At 66.6% G+C, this 18,711-nt stretch carries 16 protein-coding genes; 11 read left to right on the top strand and 5 right to left on the bottom strand.

Features of this window, described 5'->3' with window-relative positions:
- Positions 1 to 138 precede the first annotated feature (138 nt).
- Complete coding sequence (locus OGL93_RS14045) at positions 139 to 1,413, bottom strand: sigma 54-interacting transcriptional regulator (protein ID WP_263263327.1); 1,275 nt, start codon at positions 1,411 to 1,413, stop codon at positions 139 to 141.
- Positions 1,414 to 1,609: 196 nt separating this feature from the next.
- Between OGL93_RS14045 and OGL93_RS14040 the strand changes: the two genes are divergently transcribed.
- From OGL93_RS14040 to OGL93_RS14010, 7 genes are all read left to right on the top strand, one after another.
- Entirely contained in the window at positions 1,610 to 2,497 is an 888-nt protein-coding gene (locus tag OGL93_RS14040; RefSeq protein WP_263263326.1) for an MBL fold metallo-hydrolase, read from the top strand.
- Positions 2,494 to 3,741 carry an FAD/NAD(P)-binding oxidoreductase gene (locus OGL93_RS14035; RefSeq protein ID WP_263263325.1) on the top strand — a complete coding sequence of 416 codons (1,248 nt, stop codon included), beginning with the start codon at positions 2,494 to 2,496 and terminating at the stop codon, positions 3,739 to 3,741. The genes OGL93_RS14040 and OGL93_RS14035 overlap by 4 nt, the downstream gene beginning before the upstream one ends.
- Positions 3,738 to 4,538, top strand: a complete 801-nt coding sequence (locus tag OGL93_RS14030; protein WP_263263323.1) for a sulfite exporter TauE/SafE family protein — start codon at positions 3,738 to 3,740, stop codon at positions 4,536 to 4,538. The genes OGL93_RS14035 and OGL93_RS14030 overlap by 4 nt, the downstream gene beginning before the upstream one ends.
- A 107-nt stretch (positions 4,539 to 4,645) precedes the next feature.
- Entirely contained in the window at positions 4,646 to 4,918 is a 273-nt protein-coding gene (locus OGL93_RS14025; RefSeq protein WP_263263322.1) for a DUF6555 family protein, read from the top strand.
- Between the two features lie 102 nt (positions 4,919 to 5,020).
- Complete coding sequence (locus tag OGL93_RS14020; RefSeq protein ID WP_263263320.1) at positions 5,021 to 6,160, top strand: iron-containing alcohol dehydrogenase; 1,140 nt, start codon at positions 5,021 to 5,023, stop codon at positions 6,158 to 6,160.
- Positions 6,161 to 6,436: 276 nt separating this feature from the next.
- Positions 6,437 to 6,808, top strand: coding sequence for an FxLYD domain-containing protein (locus OGL93_RS14015; RefSeq protein ID WP_263263318.1), 372 nt, complete (start codon positions 6,437 to 6,439; stop codon positions 6,806 to 6,808).
- A 107-nt stretch (positions 6,809 to 6,915) separates the two neighbouring features.
- Positions 6,916 to 7,191 carry a hypothetical protein gene (locus OGL93_RS14010; RefSeq protein ID WP_263263316.1) on the top strand — a complete coding sequence of 92 codons (276 nt, stop codon included), beginning with the start codon at positions 6,916 to 6,918 and terminating at the stop codon, positions 7,189 to 7,191.
- 205 nt (positions 7,192 to 7,396) lie between these two features.
- On the opposite strand, the gene OGL93_RS14005 is transcribed toward OGL93_RS14010, so the two are convergent.
- Entirely contained in the window at positions 7,397 to 7,549 is a 153-nt protein-coding gene (locus OGL93_RS14005; RefSeq protein ID WP_263263314.1) for a hypothetical protein, read from the bottom strand.
- Positions 7,550 to 7,598: 49 nt separating this feature from the next.
- Here OGL93_RS14005 and OGL93_RS22220 point away from each other — a divergent pair, with 49 nt between their 5' ends.
- A complete protein-coding gene (locus OGL93_RS22220) occupies positions 7,599 to 10,277 on the top strand; it encodes a glycosyl hydrolase family 28-related protein (protein ID WP_276583534.1) in 2,679 nt (892 codons plus the stop codon).
- Between the two features lie 154 nt (positions 10,278 to 10,431).
- Here OGL93_RS22220 and OGL93_RS13980 read toward each other — a convergent pair whose 3' ends face one another.
- Positions 10,432 to 11,913: an alginate export family protein gene (locus tag OGL93_RS13980; RefSeq protein ID WP_276583533.1), complete on the bottom strand. Its 1,482-nt coding sequence runs from the start codon at positions 11,911 to 11,913 to the stop codon at positions 10,432 to 10,434.
- A gap of 201 nt (positions 11,914 to 12,114) precedes the next feature.
- Between OGL93_RS13980 and OGL93_RS13975 the strand changes: the two genes are divergently transcribed.
- On the top strand, positions 12,115 to 12,720 hold the full coding sequence (locus tag OGL93_RS13975; protein WP_263263312.1) for a cyclodeaminase/cyclohydrolase family protein: 606 nt from the start codon (positions 12,115 to 12,117) through the stop codon (positions 12,718 to 12,720).
- Positions 12,721 to 12,795: 75 nt separating this feature from the next.
- On the opposite strand, the gene OGL93_RS13970 is transcribed toward OGL93_RS13975, so the two are convergent.
- Both OGL93_RS13970 and OGL93_RS13965 read right to left on the bottom strand, forming a co-directional pair.
- Entirely contained in the window at positions 12,796 to 14,064 is a 1,269-nt protein-coding gene (locus tag OGL93_RS13970) for an aryl-sulfate sulfotransferase (protein ID WP_263263310.1), read from the bottom strand.
- Positions 14,065 to 14,086: 22 nt separating this feature from the next.
- The gene (locus OGL93_RS13965; RefSeq protein WP_263263309.1) at positions 14,087 to 16,417 is read right to left on the bottom strand and encodes a TonB-dependent receptor; all 2,331 of its coding nucleotides are present in this window, start codon (positions 16,415 to 16,417) and stop codon (positions 14,087 to 14,089) included.
- Between the two features lie 141 nt (positions 16,418 to 16,558).
- Between OGL93_RS13965 and OGL93_RS13960 the strand changes: the two genes are divergently transcribed.
- Both OGL93_RS13960 and OGL93_RS13955 read left to right on the top strand, forming a co-directional pair.
- The gene (locus tag OGL93_RS13960) at positions 16,559 to 17,506 is read left to right on the top strand and encodes a LysR family transcriptional regulator (RefSeq protein ID WP_263263307.1); all 948 of its coding nucleotides are present in this window, start codon (positions 16,559 to 16,561) and stop codon (positions 17,504 to 17,506) included.
- Between the two features lie 150 nt (positions 17,507 to 17,656).
- Positions 17,657 to 18,706, top strand: a complete 1,050-nt coding sequence (locus OGL93_RS13955) for an ABC transporter substrate-binding protein (protein ID WP_263263305.1) — start codon at positions 17,657 to 17,659, stop codon at positions 18,704 to 18,706.
- The last annotated feature ends 5 nt before the right edge of the window (positions 18,707 to 18,711 follow it).

The raw sequence follows: 18,711 nt of genomic DNA, 5'->3' as shown, positions 1-18,711 counted from the left end.
CTGTAGCCGCGGGGTTTGCCTGCGGTCGGGCGTTAAGGCGTTAACGTTAAGGCGTTAAGAAGTACCGAAGGCTGCCGCGGGCAAGCCCTGCTACCACGGCCAAGGCGCCTACAGGTGCCTATCGGTGCCTGTCAGGCACTAGTCTCCCGCCAGCCCTAACGCCTTCAACCGTCGATACAGCGTGCGCTCGCTCAACCCCAGGTGTTCGGCCAACGCCTTGCGCGAGCCGTTGAAGCTGGCCATCGCCTGCGCCAGGCGGTCCCGCTCGTGAGGGCGCGGCGCGGGCACGAGCTCGTGCAAGGGCAGGTCGCGGCGGCGGATCACGCCATCGCTGGCGAGCAACTGCGCACGTTCGAGCAGGTTGCGCAGCTCGCGGATGTTACCCGGGTAGTGATAGTCACACAGCCACGCCATGGCTTGCGGGTCCACCCGCCAGGGCCCTGAGCTGCCGCGGCGCAGCAGGCTGTCGACCAGCAGCGGCAGGTCTTCACTGCGCTCACGCAACGCCGGCAGGTGCAGGGTGAAGGCGTTGATGCGGTAGTACAGGTCTTGGCGGAAGGTGCCGGCGGCGACCATCTCGTGCAGTGGCTTGTGGGTGGCCGCCACCAGGCGGAAGTCCGCGTGCAAAGTGCGCAAGCCGCCGACCGGGCGGAAGCTGCCAGATTCGATCAACCGCAGCAGCTTGGCCTGCGTACCCAGGGGCACCTCGCCGATCTCGTCCAGGAACAGCGTGCCTCCATGCGCGGCCTCGGCCAGGCCGGTCTTGCGGGTGGCGGCGCCGGTGAACGCGCCCTTCTCATGGCCAAACAGCTCGCTTTCGAACAACGTTTCGCTCAGGCCCGTGCAGTCCACTACCACCAGTGGGCCGTTGGCGCGCGGGCTGGCGGCATGCAAGGCGCGGGCGAACAGCTCCTTGCCGGTGCCGCTCTCCCCTTGCAGCAGCACGGGAATCTGCGCGGGCGCAGCCCGTTCCAGGTCTGCCAGTGCCCGCTGAAACGCCGGCGCCCGCCCTACCAACCCGTGCTCGCTCGGCTGCGCCGCCGCCACGGCCAGCGAACGCAGCCGTTCCACGTAGCCGATCACCGCGCCGGCGGGATCGAGCAAGGGGCGCAGCTCCACGTCCACGTGCTCGGGCCCGCGCGGGGTGTGGTGCACATGCAGCACGCGCTCCGGCAGGCCAGTCTCGCGGGCCTTGCGCATGGGGCAGTGCTCGCCGGCGCGGTCGCAGGGCACCGTGTAGCCATGGGACACCTGATGGCACTTCTGCCCTAGCGGCGCCTGGCCGTGCTGGCCGAACTGCCGCTGATAAGCCCGGTTGGCAGCGACGATGCGGTAGTCCGTGTCCAGCACGATGGTGGGCTGCGGGTCGTGCTCAAGGTAGGCATTGAGGGCCAGGGGGTCGAAGGTGGGCACGGCGGTCTCCAGGGCATCGGTGCCGCGATACTGCCATTAACTGCCAGGCACTGCCATCCGCTGCCAGCCCAGTGGCAGTCCCTGGCGCTTGCCTGGCAGCCTGGTCCCATGAAACAGGCGTGCCAGCACTGCCACAACGCTGGCACGGAACTTGACAGGCCTTGGCTACGCTTTTGTCTGCCGCCAAGGACCGACCATGGACCGCTATCTGGTCGAGCACTTTTTCGACCCGGCCACTTCCACCCTCAGTTACCTGCTGTTCGACCCGTCCAGCCGCGCCTGCGCGCTGGTCGACGCCGTGCTGGACTACCAGCCCAACACCGGCCACACCAGCACCGCCAGCGCCGATCGGTTGATCGCCCGTGTGCGCGAGCTGAACGCCCACGTGGAGTGGATTCTGGAAACCCACGTGCATGCCGATCACCTGTCGGCAGCCAGCTACCTCAAGCAGGCAGTGGGCGGGCGCATCGGCATAGGCGCGCACATCCGTGAGGTGCAGGCGACCTTCGGCCGCTGGTTCGCCGCTCAGCCCGAACAGCCGTGCGACGGCCGGCCCTTCGACCATCTGTTCGCCGATGGCGAAGGTTTTTGCGTGGGCACGCTGCCGCTGCAGGTGCTGCACACGCCTGGGCATACACCGGCCTGTGTGAGCTACCTGCTGAACGTGGCGCAAGTGCCGCTGGCCTTCGTCGGCGACACCTTGTTCAGCCCCGACTACGGCACTGCCCGCTGCGACTTCCCCGGGGCCGACGCACGCACCCTCTACCGCTCCGTGCAGCGGCTGCTGAGCCTGCCCGATGCCACCCGCCTGTTGCTGTGCCACGACTATCGCCCCGGTGGCCGCGAGCTGGTCTGGCAGACCACCGTCGCCGAGCAACGGGCGCTGAACATCCATGTGCATGCAGGCATGAGCGAAGACGCCTTCGTGGCTCTGCGCCAGGCACGCGACGCCACGTTGGCGATGCCAACGCTGATGCTGCCTTCGGTGCAAGTGAACATGCGCGCCGGGCAGTTGCCCGCGGCCGATGCCAATGGCCTGTGCTACCTGCGCATTCCCCTGAACCAGTTCAAGGACCCTTCATGAACCCTTCCGCCCCCCTCCACGACGTGATCATCGTGGGTGCTGGCGCCGCCGGCATCGCCACGGCCGCGAGCCTGCTCAAGCGTGCGCCCAACCTGGATGTGCTGCTGATAGACCCCGCCACCGAGCACTTCTACCAGCCCGGCTGGACCCTGGTCGGCGCCGGTGTGTTCAGCCAGGCCAGCACCCGTCGCGAGACAGCCGCGCTGGTGCCCGCTGGGGCCACCTTGCTGCGAGGCACGGTCACCGGCTTCGACCCCGAACACAACCGCATACTGCTGGCCGAGCAAGCCCCGCGCGGCTACCGGCAACTGGTCGTTTGCCCAGGCTTGAAGCTGGACTGGGCCGCCATCGACGGGTTGGAAGCGACCCTTGGCCGACACGGCGTGACCTCCAACTACCGCTATGACCTCGCGCCTTACACCTGGGAACTGACCCGTGCGCTGCAACATGGCCGCGCGCTTTTCACCCAGCCCGGCATGCCGATCAAGTGCGCGGGCGCGCCGCAAAAGGCGCTGTACCTGGCGTGCGATCATTGGCGCCGGCATGACCGGCTCGGGGCCGTGCAGGCTGAATTTCTCAACGCCAACCCAAGCCTGTTCGGGGTGGCGGCCTATGTGCCGGCGTTGCAACGGTATATCGAGCGCTACCAGGTGGACCTGCGCCTGCGGCACAGGCTGGTCGCCGTGGATGGGCCCGCGCAAGAAGCAACCTTTGAAGTCAGCGATGCGCAGGGCAATGTGCGGCATGAGGCGCGCCCCTTCGACATGCTCCATGTGGTGCCGCCGCAATGCGCCCCTGATGCGCTGCGCGGCAGCGCCCTGGCCGACGCCGCCGGCTGGCTGGACGTGGACCCGCACAGCCTGCGCCACCGCCGCTTCGCCAACATCCATGGCTTGGGCGATGCGATCAACGCCGGCAATGCCAAGACCGTTGCCGCCGCGCGCAAACAGGCACCGGTGGTGGCGCACAACGTGGCCGTGGCCCTGGGCCGGGCACAGGGCCAGGCCCGCTACGACGGCTATGGCGCCTGCCCGTTGACCGTGGAGCGCGGCCGCATCGTGCTGGCCGAGTTCGCCTACGGCGGGCAACTGGCGCCATCGTTCCCACAATGGCTGCTCAAGGGTACCGAGCCCACCCGCCTGGCCTGGTGGCTCAAGGCGCACGGGCTGCCGTGGTTGTATTGGAACGGCATGCTTCGCGGCCACGAATGGCTGGCGCGGCCGGTGTTGGCCGACAGCCCGTGAGCCTGCTGCCACTGGCCACGGCCTTGGGCGCCTCGGCCGGCCTAGTGCTGGGCCTTACCGGCGCCGGCGGTGGGGTGCTCGCCGTGCCGCTGCTGGTATTCGGCCTGGGCTTGAGCATCCCCGCCGCCGCCCCCGTGGCGTTGCTGGCCGTCGGCCTTGCCGCGGCGCTGGGGGCGACCCTGGGCCTGCGCCAGCACATCGTGCGCTACCGCGCTGCCGGCTTGATCGCGGCCTGCGGTATCGTCACCGCACCCCTGGGCCTGTGGCTGAGCCATCGGTTGCCGGCGGTGCCGCTGGCGCTGTGCTTTGCCGGCGTGCAGGCGCTCGTCAGTGTGCGCCTGTGGCGTGGCGCCAACTGCGCCGAGGTGCCTCGGGCGCGCTGCCCCTGCCGCCTGGACCACGCCACTGGCCGCTTGCATTGGACCCTGCCCTGCGCCCGCGCGCTCGCCGCCACGGGTGTGTTGGCTGGGCTGCTGTCTGGGTTGCTGGGGGTGGGCGGCGGCTTTGTGATAGTGCCGGCCCTGCGCCGCTTTACCGACCTGGAGATGAATAGCCTGGTCGCGACCTCGCTGGCGGTGATCGCCGTGGTCGCGCTGGCTACCGGGGGCGCTACGGTCGCTGGCGGCCTGGTGGACGCCGCGCTCGCCCTGCCCTTCGCCCTAGGCACTGCCGCCGGCCTGCTGCTGGGCCGGTGGCTGGCACCGCGCCTGGGCGGCCCGCGGCTGCAGAAGCTGTTCGCAGTGGTAGGGCTGGCCGCCGCCCTGGCGTTACTGGCACGGAGCCACATCTGCGGGTGAAATTGCCGTACATCGGAGCGGCGCGCGCCGTTTAGTAAATCCGATGGAATTTTGCGCGCCTTCTAAGGCTCCGTTTAGTCGGTAATGATCAACGGGACTGATTGGAAATGCCTACGCCAACGCTTTTCGTCATCGACTACTGCCTTCACGGCGCACCCAAGAGCTTTGTGATTCGCCTCGACCGCATGGACAACGCCGAAGCGTGGCATTGGGCCAGTTGCGATGCGGGGGTGGGTCACATTCCTCGCCACCGCCACGACAAGATCAAACGCACCTCAAAGCCTATGGCGGAGAAGTTCGGCATCACTGACGTGCGCTGGCGCGCGGCCGGGATGCAACCGCCACAGGAGGCGCCCATGGTCGACCGCGCCGCGGGCTGAGGCCTGCGCCACGTTCAGGGTGTGCTTGAATGAACAAGCCCCGGCCAGCGCGCCGGGGCTTCGTCCAACTGGAATTTGAAGCACGAGCATGGGGGCGGCGGCATGAGCCAGGGGTTTGTGTTCCACAGCGTCAAGCGGTTGCAGGTCGAACAAGGCGCCGCTGCGCGGCTCGGGGAACTCGCCGGAACCGCCGGCATGCGGCGGGTGTTGCTGGTGTCCGATCGAGGGGTGCACAACCTCGGGCTGCTGCAACCCGCCCTCGCCAGCCTGGAACAGCACGCGGTGGAAGTAGAACTGTTCCTGGACGTGGAAGCCGACCCCAGCGCGGCCACGGTACAGGCAGCCGCCGAACGTGCCCGAGCCTTGAAGGTGAGCGGGGTGATCGGCATCGGCGGCGGCAGCCCCATGGACGTTGCCAAACTGGCCGCCCTGCTCGCCGGAGGCAAGCAATCGCTGGAGGCGCTCTATGGGGTGGACCAGGCCAGCGGGCCGCGCCTGCCGCTGATCCTGATGCCCACCACCGCCGGCACCGGCTCGGAGGTCACCCCGGTGGCCATCGTGACCACCGGCGAAGGTGAGAAAAAGGGCGTGGTGTCGCGCTGGCTGCTGCCTGACAGCGCCTTGCTCGACGCCACCCTCACCACCGGGCTACCACCCAAGGGCACCGCCGCCACCGGCATCGATGCCATGGTCCACGCCATCGAAGCCTATACCGGCGTGCGCTTGAAGAACCCGATGTCCGACTGCCTGGCGCGAGAGGCCATGCGCCTGCTGAGCCACAACATCGAGCGCGCTTGCAGCCACGGCCAGGACCTGGCCGCTCGTGAAGCCATGCTGTTCGGCGCAAGCCTGGCCGGCATGGCCTTCGCCAATTCCCCCGTAGCCGCGGTGCACGCGCTGGCGTATCCGGTAGGCGCGCTGTTCCATGTGCCCCATGGGCTGTCCAACTCATTGGTGCTGCCTGCGGTGCTGCGCTACAACACCAGCCACTGCGCCGAGCGGTATGCGGAACTCGCAACGCTGCTGCCGGGCAACCCGGCAGGCGCGGACGGCCTGATCACCTGGCTTACTGCCCTGCCCGGCCGCCTCGGCCTGCCAACCCGGCTCAGCGAAGTGGGTATTACCCAGGCCGACCTGCCACGCCTGGCCGAAGACGCGATGAAACAGACCCGCCTACTGGTGAACAACCCACGAACGTTGGGGTACGAAACCACATTAGCGCTGTACCAGCAGGTGCTATAGGCGCCCTGGCCGCTCGAACCATTGGGCACACCGGCGGGTATCCATCGGCGCGCGGCAGGGCCACGGACCTTCTGCACCGGGTTAAGCGTTGATGTATGGGCCTCTAAGACAGGCTGAAACTGACGAGTCGCCATTAATCCGCCATCACCACTGTTGCCATTCGGCGGTATTTTGACTGCGATTATGAACTTTTCTAGAAACCGTCAATATTCCTGTCCTTGACGCCCGGACAAAGGGTATCATTAAGCCATCATTCGATTCCCAAGGAGGGAGAACGTGAAGCTCAGAATGGCGGCTGTTTTACTGGGCAGCTTGTTGGCGTCGTCGGTTCTGGCCGAAGACCTGAAGCTACGTAACGTGCAGTTGGTCGACGCCGGGCACATCACCAGCATCGTGGGCACCGTGATCAACACGTCGGATCACTTGGTCAAAGCGGGCTATCTGGACTTCGAAGTCATCCGCAAGGGCGAAGTCGTTGCACGGGAAACCGTAGAGGTCCCGGACATGGAAGCAGGCCAAGCGTGGCGGATCTGGCAGCCGGTACAACACAACGGCAAGGCTCGAGCGGTTGCTGTACGGGCACATGATCCACAGATGAGCGTTTCAGCTGCTGTTGTTCCCTACCCAGGCACGGTGGTCGCTCAATAAACCGCACCGCTCCCAGACGTGCCCAACGAGCAATCGCCTGCCATTCAAGCAACCCCCTTTATCACAAGGTCCTGTGGCTGCGGACAGCCGCCCCGGAAGGAATCACCATGCCTGTCGCCGCACTGATGTACGTCACCCTCTGCACCTCACCAGGCCATTGCGAGGCTCGGGACATCGTTTACAAACCCAACGCAGCCTCTGGCCGGGAAGAGCAGATGCGCGAATGCGAAGAAGCAAGGCACAACATCACCTTGTATCACCCTGACCCCACCCGTACCTACGTTTGCGAATACAAGAGCAAGCACGTGATGGCCACTGCCGACGCAGTCAAGAACAATGACGCCGCCAGTAAACATCACGCCAACGTCGCGGCCGCGGACTAGCCTCCCGCCGCATCCACACGCTGACCAACAGGCGGAGCGGGCCATGCTTTGCCCGGCTGCCCGCCAGCCACCACCCCTGGAAGGCTGAGCTGGCACACTCCGGCGGCAAGCGGTGCCAGCGCGGGCGGTATCGAGCTCGCAACGCAGGCAGCTCGTTGCACCGTAGCCGCCGCCCCCCAACCATTCTCCGGCCCTAGCCCGCCTATCAGTGGCCCTCCCACTGCGCTGCCGCCCGGCACTGCGCCGATGCCCACGGACAGACCGGCAGCGGTGCGCGGCCCTTTAGCGCCGGCTCGCTTGCCCGCTCACCGGCGCTGGTGATCGGCCACAGCTCGTCTACCTTTGTATCGACTTTCATACACAAGCGAAGCCGCCTGATGCGAGGACGGCTGCCCCAAGGAGGACTTATGAGCACGACCTATAACGCCCGCGACTATGGCGCGGTCGGTGACGGCGTCACCGATGACACCCAGGCGATCCAAGCAGCGATAGATGCGGCGGCACAGACCGGTGGCACGGTTTACCTGCCTGAAGGGACCTACATCGTCAGCGGCAACGATGAGATCGACTACGATATCTGCCTGGCCTTGCCCAGCGGCGTCAGCTTGAGCGGCGCTGGAGCCGGCGCTACCTCGGTGAAGCTTGCCGACGGCTGGGCAGAAGCCATCACCGGGATCGTGCAAACCTTGGACGGCGCGAGCAACGTGGGTATCCATGACCTGACCATCGATGGCAACAGCGCTCACACCAGCGGGCGGGTGGACGGTTTCACCACGGGCACGGGCCCTTGGGGCAGCGGCACCGATACAGGGGTAAGCGTCACCGGCGTGGCGCTGGTCAATTGCAGCGGCAATGGCCTCAACGCTCAGCAAGGCACCTTTGGCCTGACCGTCAGCGACAGCGTGGCCACCGGAAACGGCTTGGACGGCTTCTTCGCGCACCTGGTGGGAGACGCCAACGGCTACGTGGACACCGGCGGCTTCCAGGACAACAACAGCGAAGGCAACGGCCGCAACGGCTTCACCCTCTTGCTGGACAACTACCGCACCACCCTGGCGGACAACGACGCCTCGAACAACCACGGCAACGGCATCCTGGTGCAGGGCCAGCTGGGCGAAGGCCCCAATGAGCGGGTGCAGATCACCGGCGGTGAAGTGTCCGGCAATGGCGAGGAAGGCGTGCTACTCAAGCTCACCGACTTCAGCCGGGTCAGCGGCGTGACCGTGCACGATAACGGCGGCGCGGCCATCGGGCTGATCGGCGCCGGTGCCAACACCATCGCCGGCAACACCCTCTATAACGATGCGCGCACCCATGGCAATGCCGAAGTCGTCATCAAAGGCTCGGATGACGGTGATGTAACGGCCGTCGATAGCGCCACCGGTAACGTGATCTACAACAACATCATCAGCGGTAGCGCCACCGCGGTGTACGGGGTTGCCGAGAGCAATGAAACACTCGTGGGGTTCAATACCGCCTTCGACAACTACTTCAGCGGCTTGAGCGACGCCGCCACGGTGTTCTATGGCACCGACAGCAGCGCCTTCGGCAACCATGCGGGCCTGGTGATGGCGGGCACTTCGGGCAGCAACACACTGACAGGCAGCAACGTGGCCAGCACCTTGCTGTACGGCGGCGGGGGCAATGACCGCCTGACAGGCGGCGCTTACAGCGACCTGCTCTATGGCGGTACCGGCAGTGATCGGTTGACGGGCGGTGCCGGGGCCGACACCTTCCGCTTCACGGGTGTGAATGACAGCGTGCGCGGCAGCGCCGACCTGATCACCGACTTCAACGCCAATGAAGACAGGCTCGATCTCGCCAGCCTCGGTTACAGCGGTTTGGGCGACGGCCATAACGGCACGCTGCTCATCAGTTACAACGCCAGCCTGGACCGTACCTACCTGCGCAGCCTGGACCCCACCGACAGCGGCCAGTTCTTCCAGTTGGCCTTGGCCGGCAACTACCTCGGCCACCTTCAGGCCAGCAATTTCGAGGCGCTGCTGCAGGGCACTGCCGCCGCGGATACCCTGACCGGCGGCAGCACGGGTGAAACCCTGGCCGGCCAAGCCGGTAACGACACGCTGGACGCCGGCGCGGGCAACGACTACCTGATCGGCGGCGCCGGCGCTGACCGCCTGACCGGCGGGGCTGGCGCGGATACCTTCGTCTTCGCCTCACGGGGCGACAGTTATGCCAATGCGGCAAGCGGCGTGGACAATAGCGACACCATCACCGATTTCAACTACGCCACAGACCGGCTCGACCTCTCAGGGCTGGGGTTTACCGCGCTAGGGGATGGCCATAACGGCACCCTGCTTAACACCCGAGGGGCCGATAACACGCTCATCCTGGAATCGCTGGACGCCGACGCCAACGGTAACCACTTCAAGCTGGTGCTGGAGCATGCGAACTACATCAACAACTCGGCCATTCGCTTCGGTGACCCGGTTCCCACCAACTTCAATGAACAGCCCGCCAGCTATGACGACTACTACATCGACCAGCCCACCTCGGGCGACGATACGATCACCGGGTACTTCAGCAACGACCTGATACATGGCCTTGGCGGCAACGACACCTTGATCGGCGCCGCGGGGATGGACACCCTCTATGGGGATGCCGGCGCCGACACCTTGGATGCCGGCAGCGGTGACGATTGGCTGTACGGTGGCAGCGGCAACGACGTGCTCATGGGCGGTTCCGGGGCAGACCAGCTCGATGGGGGCGCTGGCGTGGACAAGCTGACGGGCGGCTCCGGCGCGGACACCTTCAGCTTCAGCCACCGCGTCGACAGCCTGCGCGGCGCCAGCGACCTGATCACGGACTTCAGCGCCGAGCTGGACAAGATCGACGTGTCCGCCCTGGGTTACAGCGGCCTTGGCAACGGGCTGAACGGCACCCTTAAGGTCAGCTACAGCGCTGCCGCGGACCGCACCTACGTCAAGGACTTCCGCGTGGACTCCAACGGCCACCGCTTCGAGATCGCCTTGAGCGGCGACCACACCCAGGACCTGGGCGTCGACCAGTTCGTCTTCGCCGATGCGGCCCATGAGTTGACATTGCTGGGGGTAGCGAACGCCTAAGCCTGCGGCCTAGGCGTCATGGGGTCGCGGGTTTTGCCGGATGGCCGGCCCACGCCTACATGAATAGTGGGGGCTGGCGCCAACCGGCGAACCCGGGCGCCACGGGTTCGCGGGTTCGCGGGTTTCGCCGGATGGTCGGCCCCCCACGCCTGCATCAATAGCGCCAGATCACGTCCACGAACGCCCGGTGCATGTAGCTGTCCACCTGGCTGCCGTAGGCATCGCCCGGCTTGAACACGCCGCCGCGCAAGCGTACCAGCGCCGAAGGCTCGTCGATGGACTGGCTCAGCGAGGCTGGCAGCAGGCCCTGCTTGAAGTAGCGGGTCACCACAAGGTCGACTTCCTGGCCGAGGTCTTTCTCGCCGTCGCGCAGCGGCAGGCTGCTGCTCGATACCAACTCGTCGGTCACATCGTCGTAGGTGTTGTCGTAGGCGGCCACGCCACGGCTGGTGATGCCTTTGTCGCCGTCCACGCGCCAGAAGCGGTGATAGATCAGGCTGGCGTCGTAGTCCTCGCGCAGGTTCCAGGAACCGAACAGGCTCGCGCTCTGCAGGTTGGTCATGTCGCCACGGAACGCTTCGCCGAAGCGGTGCACGCGGGAGTTGATACCAGTAAAGGTGGAGCGGTTGCTCTCCAGGCCATTCTGCTCGTAGTCGCCGGAAGCCCGGGCATAGGCGGCGCCCACTTGCCAGGAAGGGTCCAGGCGCAGGCGCAGGCCCAGGTCGGTGGCCCAACCGCTGACGTGGTCGTGGCTGCTGGCTTCGCTGGGCAGGTTGCCGTTGCTGTCCAGGCTGTTCACCCGGTCACGGTTACCCTTCAGGCCGGTGAGGCTGGCCCAGTAATTAAGGGTGTTGGTATTGCTGCGCGTGTTGTAGGCGTCGCTGCTGGCCTCGACACCGAACCAGGTCAGGTCGCCGTTCTCGGTCTTGGCCAAGGGGTCCCGGCCCTGGCCTTGCCGAGCGTAGTCCAGGCTGCCGTTGTCGCGGGTGTGGTGGGCGCGCAGGCCGATCCACTGCCCCGGCTGCCATTGCCAGGCGGCGTCGCCGAACAGGTGCAGGCGGTCCTTGTCGGCCGGCGCCAGCTCGCTGAGGTCGGTGCGGTAGTCGCTGAAACGCTGAGCGGTGCCCAGGTTGGCCTTGAGCAGGGTGGTGTCGAAGGTCCAGGCCAGCGCCTCGATATTGGTGTCGCGCCACTGGCCGTCGTCGTTACGCAGGCGCTGGCGGCCGAACTTGAGCTGCTCGCCCGGGTAAGGGGTCAGGCCGCGATAGCCCACCCAGAACTCACGCATGGCCAGGTAGCTCTTCTTCGGCTCGCGGTCATTGCTGCTGCTCTGGGCGTCTTCGCTGGTGTTCTGCTGCAGGGTGTCGGTTTCGATGATGTCCGTGGCGGTCACGGCCTGCCCCATCGCGTAGGCGCTCCAGGCGCCGCGCTGGAAGTAAGCCCAGGGGCGCAGGTCCAGGCCCAGCCCGTTGACGTCGCCGTGGGCAGCGGTGCCCAGGTCGCGATCACCTTCCGATTGCGCGGTGGCCTTGATCTCCAGGCCGAACTGGGTGCCATCGGGCTGCGCTGCCATGGCGGGCAGCATCCAGGCCAGGGAACATCCAAGGCCGATCCCGGCCGTGACCCACTGCTTCATCTTCGATCCTTTTGCTTCAGGCTTGTAATGAGGTGTCGCCAGGCTGGATACCTGAGGCGAGCGCGGCGGCGATAATAGCGTTCGGCCAGCGCAGTGGATACCCCGCCAGCCTGATCCAGGGCAAATAGGCGCCACATGCCGGGGATATTTCTCCTCCCTGCCCACTCCAATGAGCCTATAAGCCGCCGCGAGCATCCCCTGATGGCCGAAGCACCTGATTCCAGCGTCTGGGCCTGGCCCCTGGCAAGGTTTCGCGACGCCCTTGCCGGCCTCGAGCCGGTGCCGAGCTGCGGCGCCACCGCTGCGGTATGTGGTGACCTTGGGCTGGCCCTGGTGAGCATGGCCCTGGGCAAGAGCCAGGCGCGCCAGCCCAGCCCCGAACGAGCGCGGCTACTGACCGAGGCACAAGAACTACTGCCGGTGCTGGCCGCCCATGCCGACCGCGACATGCGCGCCTTCGGCCGCTTTATAAAGGACCTGCCCCACACCGAGCCCGACGACGCCCTGCGCCAACACGACGTTGCCCGCATGACCGAGGGCGCTCGCCGCGCCGCCGAGGACGCACAACAGGCGCTGGAGCTGGCGGTGGCCGCCCTGCCCGTGACCGATGCGGGGCTGCGTTGCGACGTGCTGGCCGGCGGGCAGCTGATCCATGCCAGCGTGCAGGCGCTGCTGCTCAACGTGGCCGAGGATTTGCCGCTGCTGAGCGACCCGGCCGCCTCTGCGACCTTCGAAGCGGCACGAACCGCCCTCGCCCAACGTGCCGAAGCGGCCCTGAAAACATTGCAGGCTGGCCTTCACCGGTAGGCGGCGGTTCGCAGGCTTGCGCCGGCGCCCATGACCCAGCACGTGCAGGAGCGAGCACAGCCCGCGAACCTGGCTCTACAACGGCACCCAAGCCTTGGGCACTGGCAGCGCCCGGTATACCCAGTTGCTCACCGCCTCGCTCCCTGGAGCGCGGCCGGTGTAGGGGCTTACGTACTCCCAGACGATCTCGCCATCGGCGGTCACCTGGAAGAAACGCCCGTTCATCCCCTCGTCAATCAGCGTGTTGCCGTTGGGCAGCCGCCGCGCGCTGCTGATGAACGAGCTGTAGAAAGCCCAGCCCGGCTGGCCAGAGCTGGCGGCGCTGTACTGCCAGACGATCTCACCCTTGACCGGGTCGATCTCCAGCACCCGCGAGCCGCTGATCAGCCCAAGCGCAACGGCGGGGTAACCGGCGCTGCCCTGGTTGTCGAACACCAGCAGGTGGCCCTCGCCCGGCAACCCCTTGGGGATGATGTGTGCGTCGTGCTGGCCGACGAACTGGTCCACGGGCCGTGGCAAGGTGCTGGCAGTGCCGCGCTGCTGCAGCGGCAGGTTCGGGCCCAGGCGCCACACCACCTTGCCGCTGTGCTTGTCGATGATCGCGATGAAGTTGGCATTGCGTGAGTCGAGCAGCAGGTTGTCTGGGGCGAAGCGGGTGTCGCCGGCGTCGAACCAGCGGTTCGGGCCCACCGGCCCCAGGTTGTTGATGTGCAGGTAGTCCGGGTCGTCGGTGGCCTTGACCAGGGCCAGCTGCGGTGCGTCGAAGCCGAACTCGCCCAGGTGGTCGCTGGCTTGCCACTGCCACACCACCTCGCCGGCCGGGGTCACCTCGTAGATCAAATCATCGATCACGTCCGGCACCTTGAACCCGGGCAATGGGTGCACTTTGTTCGCCAACACCAAGGTGTTGCCGTTGGGCAGGCGGCGCAGGTCGTGGTGCTGCTGGGCGGCGCCGCCCGGGGCCTGGTCGCCCCACTGCCACACGACCCTGCCGTTCCAGTCCAGTTCGCCCACGCGCTGGTTGCCCAGGCCGTTGCCGGCGCTGCCCAGCTTGCCCGGGGCCTTGTCGGCGGTTTGCAGCAACACATGGCCACGCTGGCCACCCACCAGCGCGGGGTTGATCACCGCCGAAGGGAAACCCGCCTGGGCCCAGCGATGGACCTCCTGGCCATGGATATCGATCAAGTGGGTGGCCTTATCGGCCCCACTGAAGATCACGAACTGGTCGTATGCCTTGCTGGCATCGAAGCGGGTGACCCCCGTGGGATACACGCTGGGCGAGGCCTGGAGCGTGCCGGTGGCCAGCGCGAGCAATGCGCCGGCCAACAGGGTGGGCTTGAGCATAGAGAAGCATCCTTGTGGGGGGTTAGAAGTCATAGCGGGCGGTGGCGCCCAGGGTTCGCGAGCTGCCCAGCAGGCCTTCGTAGCCGCCGTTGCCGGCGCTCCAGAGGGTGGTGTAGTAGGTCTTGTCGAAGGCGTTTTTCAGCCACAGCGACACATCCCATTGCCCCTCCCCGGCATCGCCGCGCAGGCCCACGGAGAAGTTGCTCACGGCATAGGACGGGATCTGCGCGTAGGCCGAATCCTCGACGGTGCCCACCGCATGAGAGCGGAACGCCCAGCTGGCGGTGACGTAGGGTTGCAAGCCGTTCGCCAGCTGCCACTGATAGTGGCTGTTGGCGTTGAGTATCCACTTGGAGGCGCCCACCACCGTGTGCCCGCTGAGGTCGCAGGAGGCGGGCGCCCCGGCGCGCAGGCTGACCTCCGGTGCGCAGGGCGCATCCTTGTAGGAGAGATAGCGCACGTCGTTGTAGGAACCATTGAGGTTCAGGGTCAGGCCGTGCAGCGGCACCCAGGTGCTGTCTACCTCCACCCCACGGGAGCGCACCGACCCCGCGTTGGTCAGGTACTGCACGCGGTTGTAGCTGTCGTAGGCATTGGTCTGGTAACCGTCGACCTGGGTCCAGAACAGGTTGGCGTTCAGTTGCAGGCGGCGTTCGAGCAAGGTGCTCTTGATGCCCAGCTCGGCATTGTTGGCGCGTTCGGTGCCGATCAGCAGCGAGTTCGCCCCTGCCGTCGGCGCGGTGCCCACGGCCAGGCTAACCCCACCGGACTTCTCGCCATGGGACAGCGTGGCGTAGCCGAGCAGGTCGTCGGTGAAGCGATAGCTAAGGTTGAGCAGCCCGGAGGGGCTGGCGGTGTACTGGGTCAGGTCGCCGGAGGCATAGGCACCGGCGCGGCCATTGCGGGCGGCGGCCGCGGCGCCGGTGACCGTGGCGCCGCCGCTCGGGGCATCGCGGTTGACCCAGGCGCTTTTCTCTTCATAGGTGCCACGCAGGCCGGCGGTGAAGTCCAGCCGGGGCGTGAGGTGCCAGGTGCCTTGGGCGAACAGGGCGAAGCTGTCCGTTTCGATGTGCCCCTTGCCCAGGCTGCTGACGTTGGCCAGGGCGCCTGTGGCGGTGCCGTTCCACACGTCTGCCTGGGGGCCGTAATAGGCGAAGGAACGGTTGTCCAGATCTGAGCCGAAGTAATAGGCGCCCAGCACGTAATCGAAGGCGCCACCGGTGGGCGAAGCCAGGCGGATCTCCTGCGACCACTGTTTGTCTTGCACCGAAACCCCGGCGTTGTAACTGGCCGGCACATTGAGGCCGTCGTCGTTGCGCGGGGTGAAATCCCACCAGCGGTAAGCGCTCACGGCGGTGAGGGTGAAGTCGTTGGCCAATTTCCAGTTGGCCTCCAGCGAGGTGCCTCCCTGGAACACGGTCACCTGCTGGGCGCCGTCGAGGTTCACCTTGCGCTCAGAGCCGTCCACCAGGGTAGCGCCAGCCGCGGCCGCGCGGCTTTGGTACTGGTTCACGCCGTTGATGGTCGGCCCGGTGTTGAACAGCACGCGGGTGCCGGCGGAGGAGTCCTCTTCGTTGTAGTCGGCGATCCAACGCAGGCTGAAGTCTTCGCTGGGCTTATACAGCAGTTGGCCGCGCACGCCCTGGCGCTCGCCGCCGTTGAGGTCGTGGCCGTCGTATTCGTTCTTGATGTCGCCGTCGCTGCGGCTGCGGTAGGCCGAAATGCGCCCGGCGAGGGTCTCGGTCAGGGGGCCGGAGAGCGTGCCCTTGGTCTGGAAATACCCGTCCTCGCCCACCGAGGCCTCAATGCTGCGCTCGGGGGTGAAGCTGGGTGCGCGGGTGCTGATGTTGATCACCCCTGCGGTGGTGTTCTTGCCGAACAGCGTGCCCTGCGGGCCACGCAGCACTTCCAGCTGCTCGATGTCCATCAGGTCGAACACCGCCATGCCAGGGCGGCCCAGGTACACGTTGTCGAGATAGAGCCCCACGCTGCCTTCCAAGCCGTCGCTCGCCGGGTTGTTGCCCAGGCCCCGAATGGACACGCTGGACTGCCGCGCATGCATGTAGGCCACGTTCACGCTAGGCACCAGCTGCTGCAGGTCCTGGATGCGGTAAACGCGCTGGGTTTCCAGGGCCTGGCCGCTCACCACGGACATCGGCGTGGGTACCTGCTGGGCGCTTTCCTCGCGGCGGCGGGTGGTCACGGTGACCGTTTGCAGCCGGTCGTCGGTGGCACTTGCGGAGTTGTTGGGCGTGTCATCGGCGGCCGCGCCGGTGGCACCAGCGGCGAGCAGCATTGCCAGCATCAGGCGGCTCGGGCCGCCACCGGGCGGGCCTGGAGGTATCACGGGCATAGGGGGCTCCTGGGTCATGTCATATTCGATTCGGTTCTATATTTATCTTTTTTTAAATATTTACCGAATAAGGCGATGACTTTATAAAGAGGCCGAACCCCTTCGGGCAATTGCATTTGCCCGATACTTCGGATGTGAATCATGCATATCGACCTGCGCCAGTTACGCCACCTGCTCGCGCTTCACGAACACCGCAGCTTCGTGGCCGCGGCGGTCGCCGTTAACCTTTCGCAATCGGCCTTCAGCCGTAGCATCCAGGCCCTCGAACACTTGGTGGGGCATCAACTGGTGGACCGCGCGCAGAAGAACCTGCCGCCCACCAAGCAAGGGCTGGTGGTGCTCGAACATGCGCGGCGGCTGGTCAGCGGGGCGTCCCAACTGAGCAATGAAATCGCCCAGCTCAATGGCATCGAAACCGCCGAGCTACGCTTCGGTTGCGGCCCGGCGCCCGCAGCGGGCCTGGTGCCCCGGGCCATCGGGCGATTTATCGAACGCTACCCGCGGGCCCGGGTGAACCTGCAGGTGGAGGACTGGCAGAGCCTGGCCCAGCGGCTGCTGGCCCAGGAGTTCGAGTTCTTCGTGGCCGACACCCGCCAGTTCGAGGCAGACCCAGACTACGAGACCCTGCGCCTGCAACCGCGCAAATGGCACTTCTGCTGCCGCCAGGGCCACCCTCTTGCCGCGCTGAAAAGCGTGCCGCCCGCAGCACTGTTCAGTTACCCCTTGGCGGTGACCATCCGCCCGCCCAACCTTCGCAAGGTGATCGTGGAGCTCAGCGGCAAGCCGGACTACCTGCCCACGGTGCAGTGCGAACACACCGCCAGCCTGCTGGCCGTGGTGCTGCACTCCGATGCTATCGGTATCTGCGGTGTCTATAACGATGCCCTGGCCAGCGCCGGTGGCCGGCTGGTGCGGCTGGAGGTGCAGGGGCTGGACCCCGCCTGCGAAGAAACCTTCACCCGCTACGGCATCGTGCACCGCAGCGGCCGCAGCCTGTCGCCGCTGAGCCGGGCCATGATCGAGTACATCCGCCAGGCCGACGAAGACCTGCAAGACCAGCGCGAGGCTCTGACCCGGCTGGCGGTGTGAGCCAGCAAACCTTGTGCGATGCCTGCGCGGCCCGCGAATGACACCCGGCCGCCATGCATGGGGTGCATGGCGGCTATTCAACGAATGCGCTTGTGGCATCGGTCCGCCGGCGGCGAAATAGCGCCAACCTTTGTGCCTGGAACCGCCCCCATGAAACACCTGTGCAAACACTTGGCTGCCCCCCTGCTCGCCCTGCTCCTCGCTGGCCAAGCGTTGGCCGCCCCGGTGGTGGTGCGCATCGGCAGCCCTGACCAAGGCGCCGGGCCACAGCCTTTCGTGGCTGGCGTGGTCGGCCTTGCGCACATCCGCCAGCAGCTGGAGCAGGCGCTCGCCGCGGATGACGTCAGCGTGGAGTGGCACTTCTTCAAGGGCGCGGGGCCGGCGATCAACGAGGCCCTGGCCAACCAGCAACTGGACCTCGCCTGGCTGGGCGACCTGGCAGCGATCATCGGCCGCGCCAGCGGCCTGGAAACCCGCTGGGTGCTTGGCGCACGTGGCGCCAACATGTACCTGGCAGTGCGCCCGGGCCTGAGCATCCAGCACTTGGCCGACCTCAAGGGCAAACGGGTGGCGGTGTATCGCGGCACCGCGGATCAGCTCTCGTTCGCCCGGGCACTGGCCAGCGAGGGCTTGCAAGAGCGCGATTTGCAGATCGTCAGCCTGGATTGGGCCGCCGCCCGCGCCGCGCTGGTGGCCGGGCAGATCGACGCCACCTGGTCTGGCATGGGCGTGCTTGGCCTGGCCGAGCGCGGCGTGACCTTCCCCCTGAGCACCCAGGACCTGCCGCCCCTGGCCACCACCCAGGCCGGGCTGATCGCGACCCAAGCCTTTATCGAGGCCCACCCTCAGGTGCTCCAGCACATCGTCGACGTACTGGTGGCCAATGCCGCCTGGATTAGCGATGCCGGCAACCGCGACGCCTACACCCGGTTGATGGCCGAACGCAGCCAACTGCCTGCCACGTTGTTCAACCAAGAGCTGAGCATCGGCGACCCGCTGTTTCGGGGCTCGCCACGCCTGGACCCCTTCCTGGCGGACAGCCTGCAGGCCAGCGTGGAGCAGGCCAAAACCTTGGGCCTGATACGCCGTGCCTTCGATGCCAGGGCCTGGCTGGCGCCGCAGTTCGTTGACCAGGCGCTGGAACGGCAAAAGCTGCAAGCGCTCTGGCCTGCCTACAACGACGACGGCAAACCGCTCTAACCCTC

The sequence above is a fragment of the Pseudomonas sp. RIT-PI-S genome, from assembly GCF_025642975.1.
Lineage (GTDB): Bacteria > Pseudomonadota > Gammaproteobacteria > Pseudomonadales > Pseudomonadaceae > Aquipseudomonas.
This window is presented reverse-complemented; position numbering and strand designations above follow the sequence as displayed.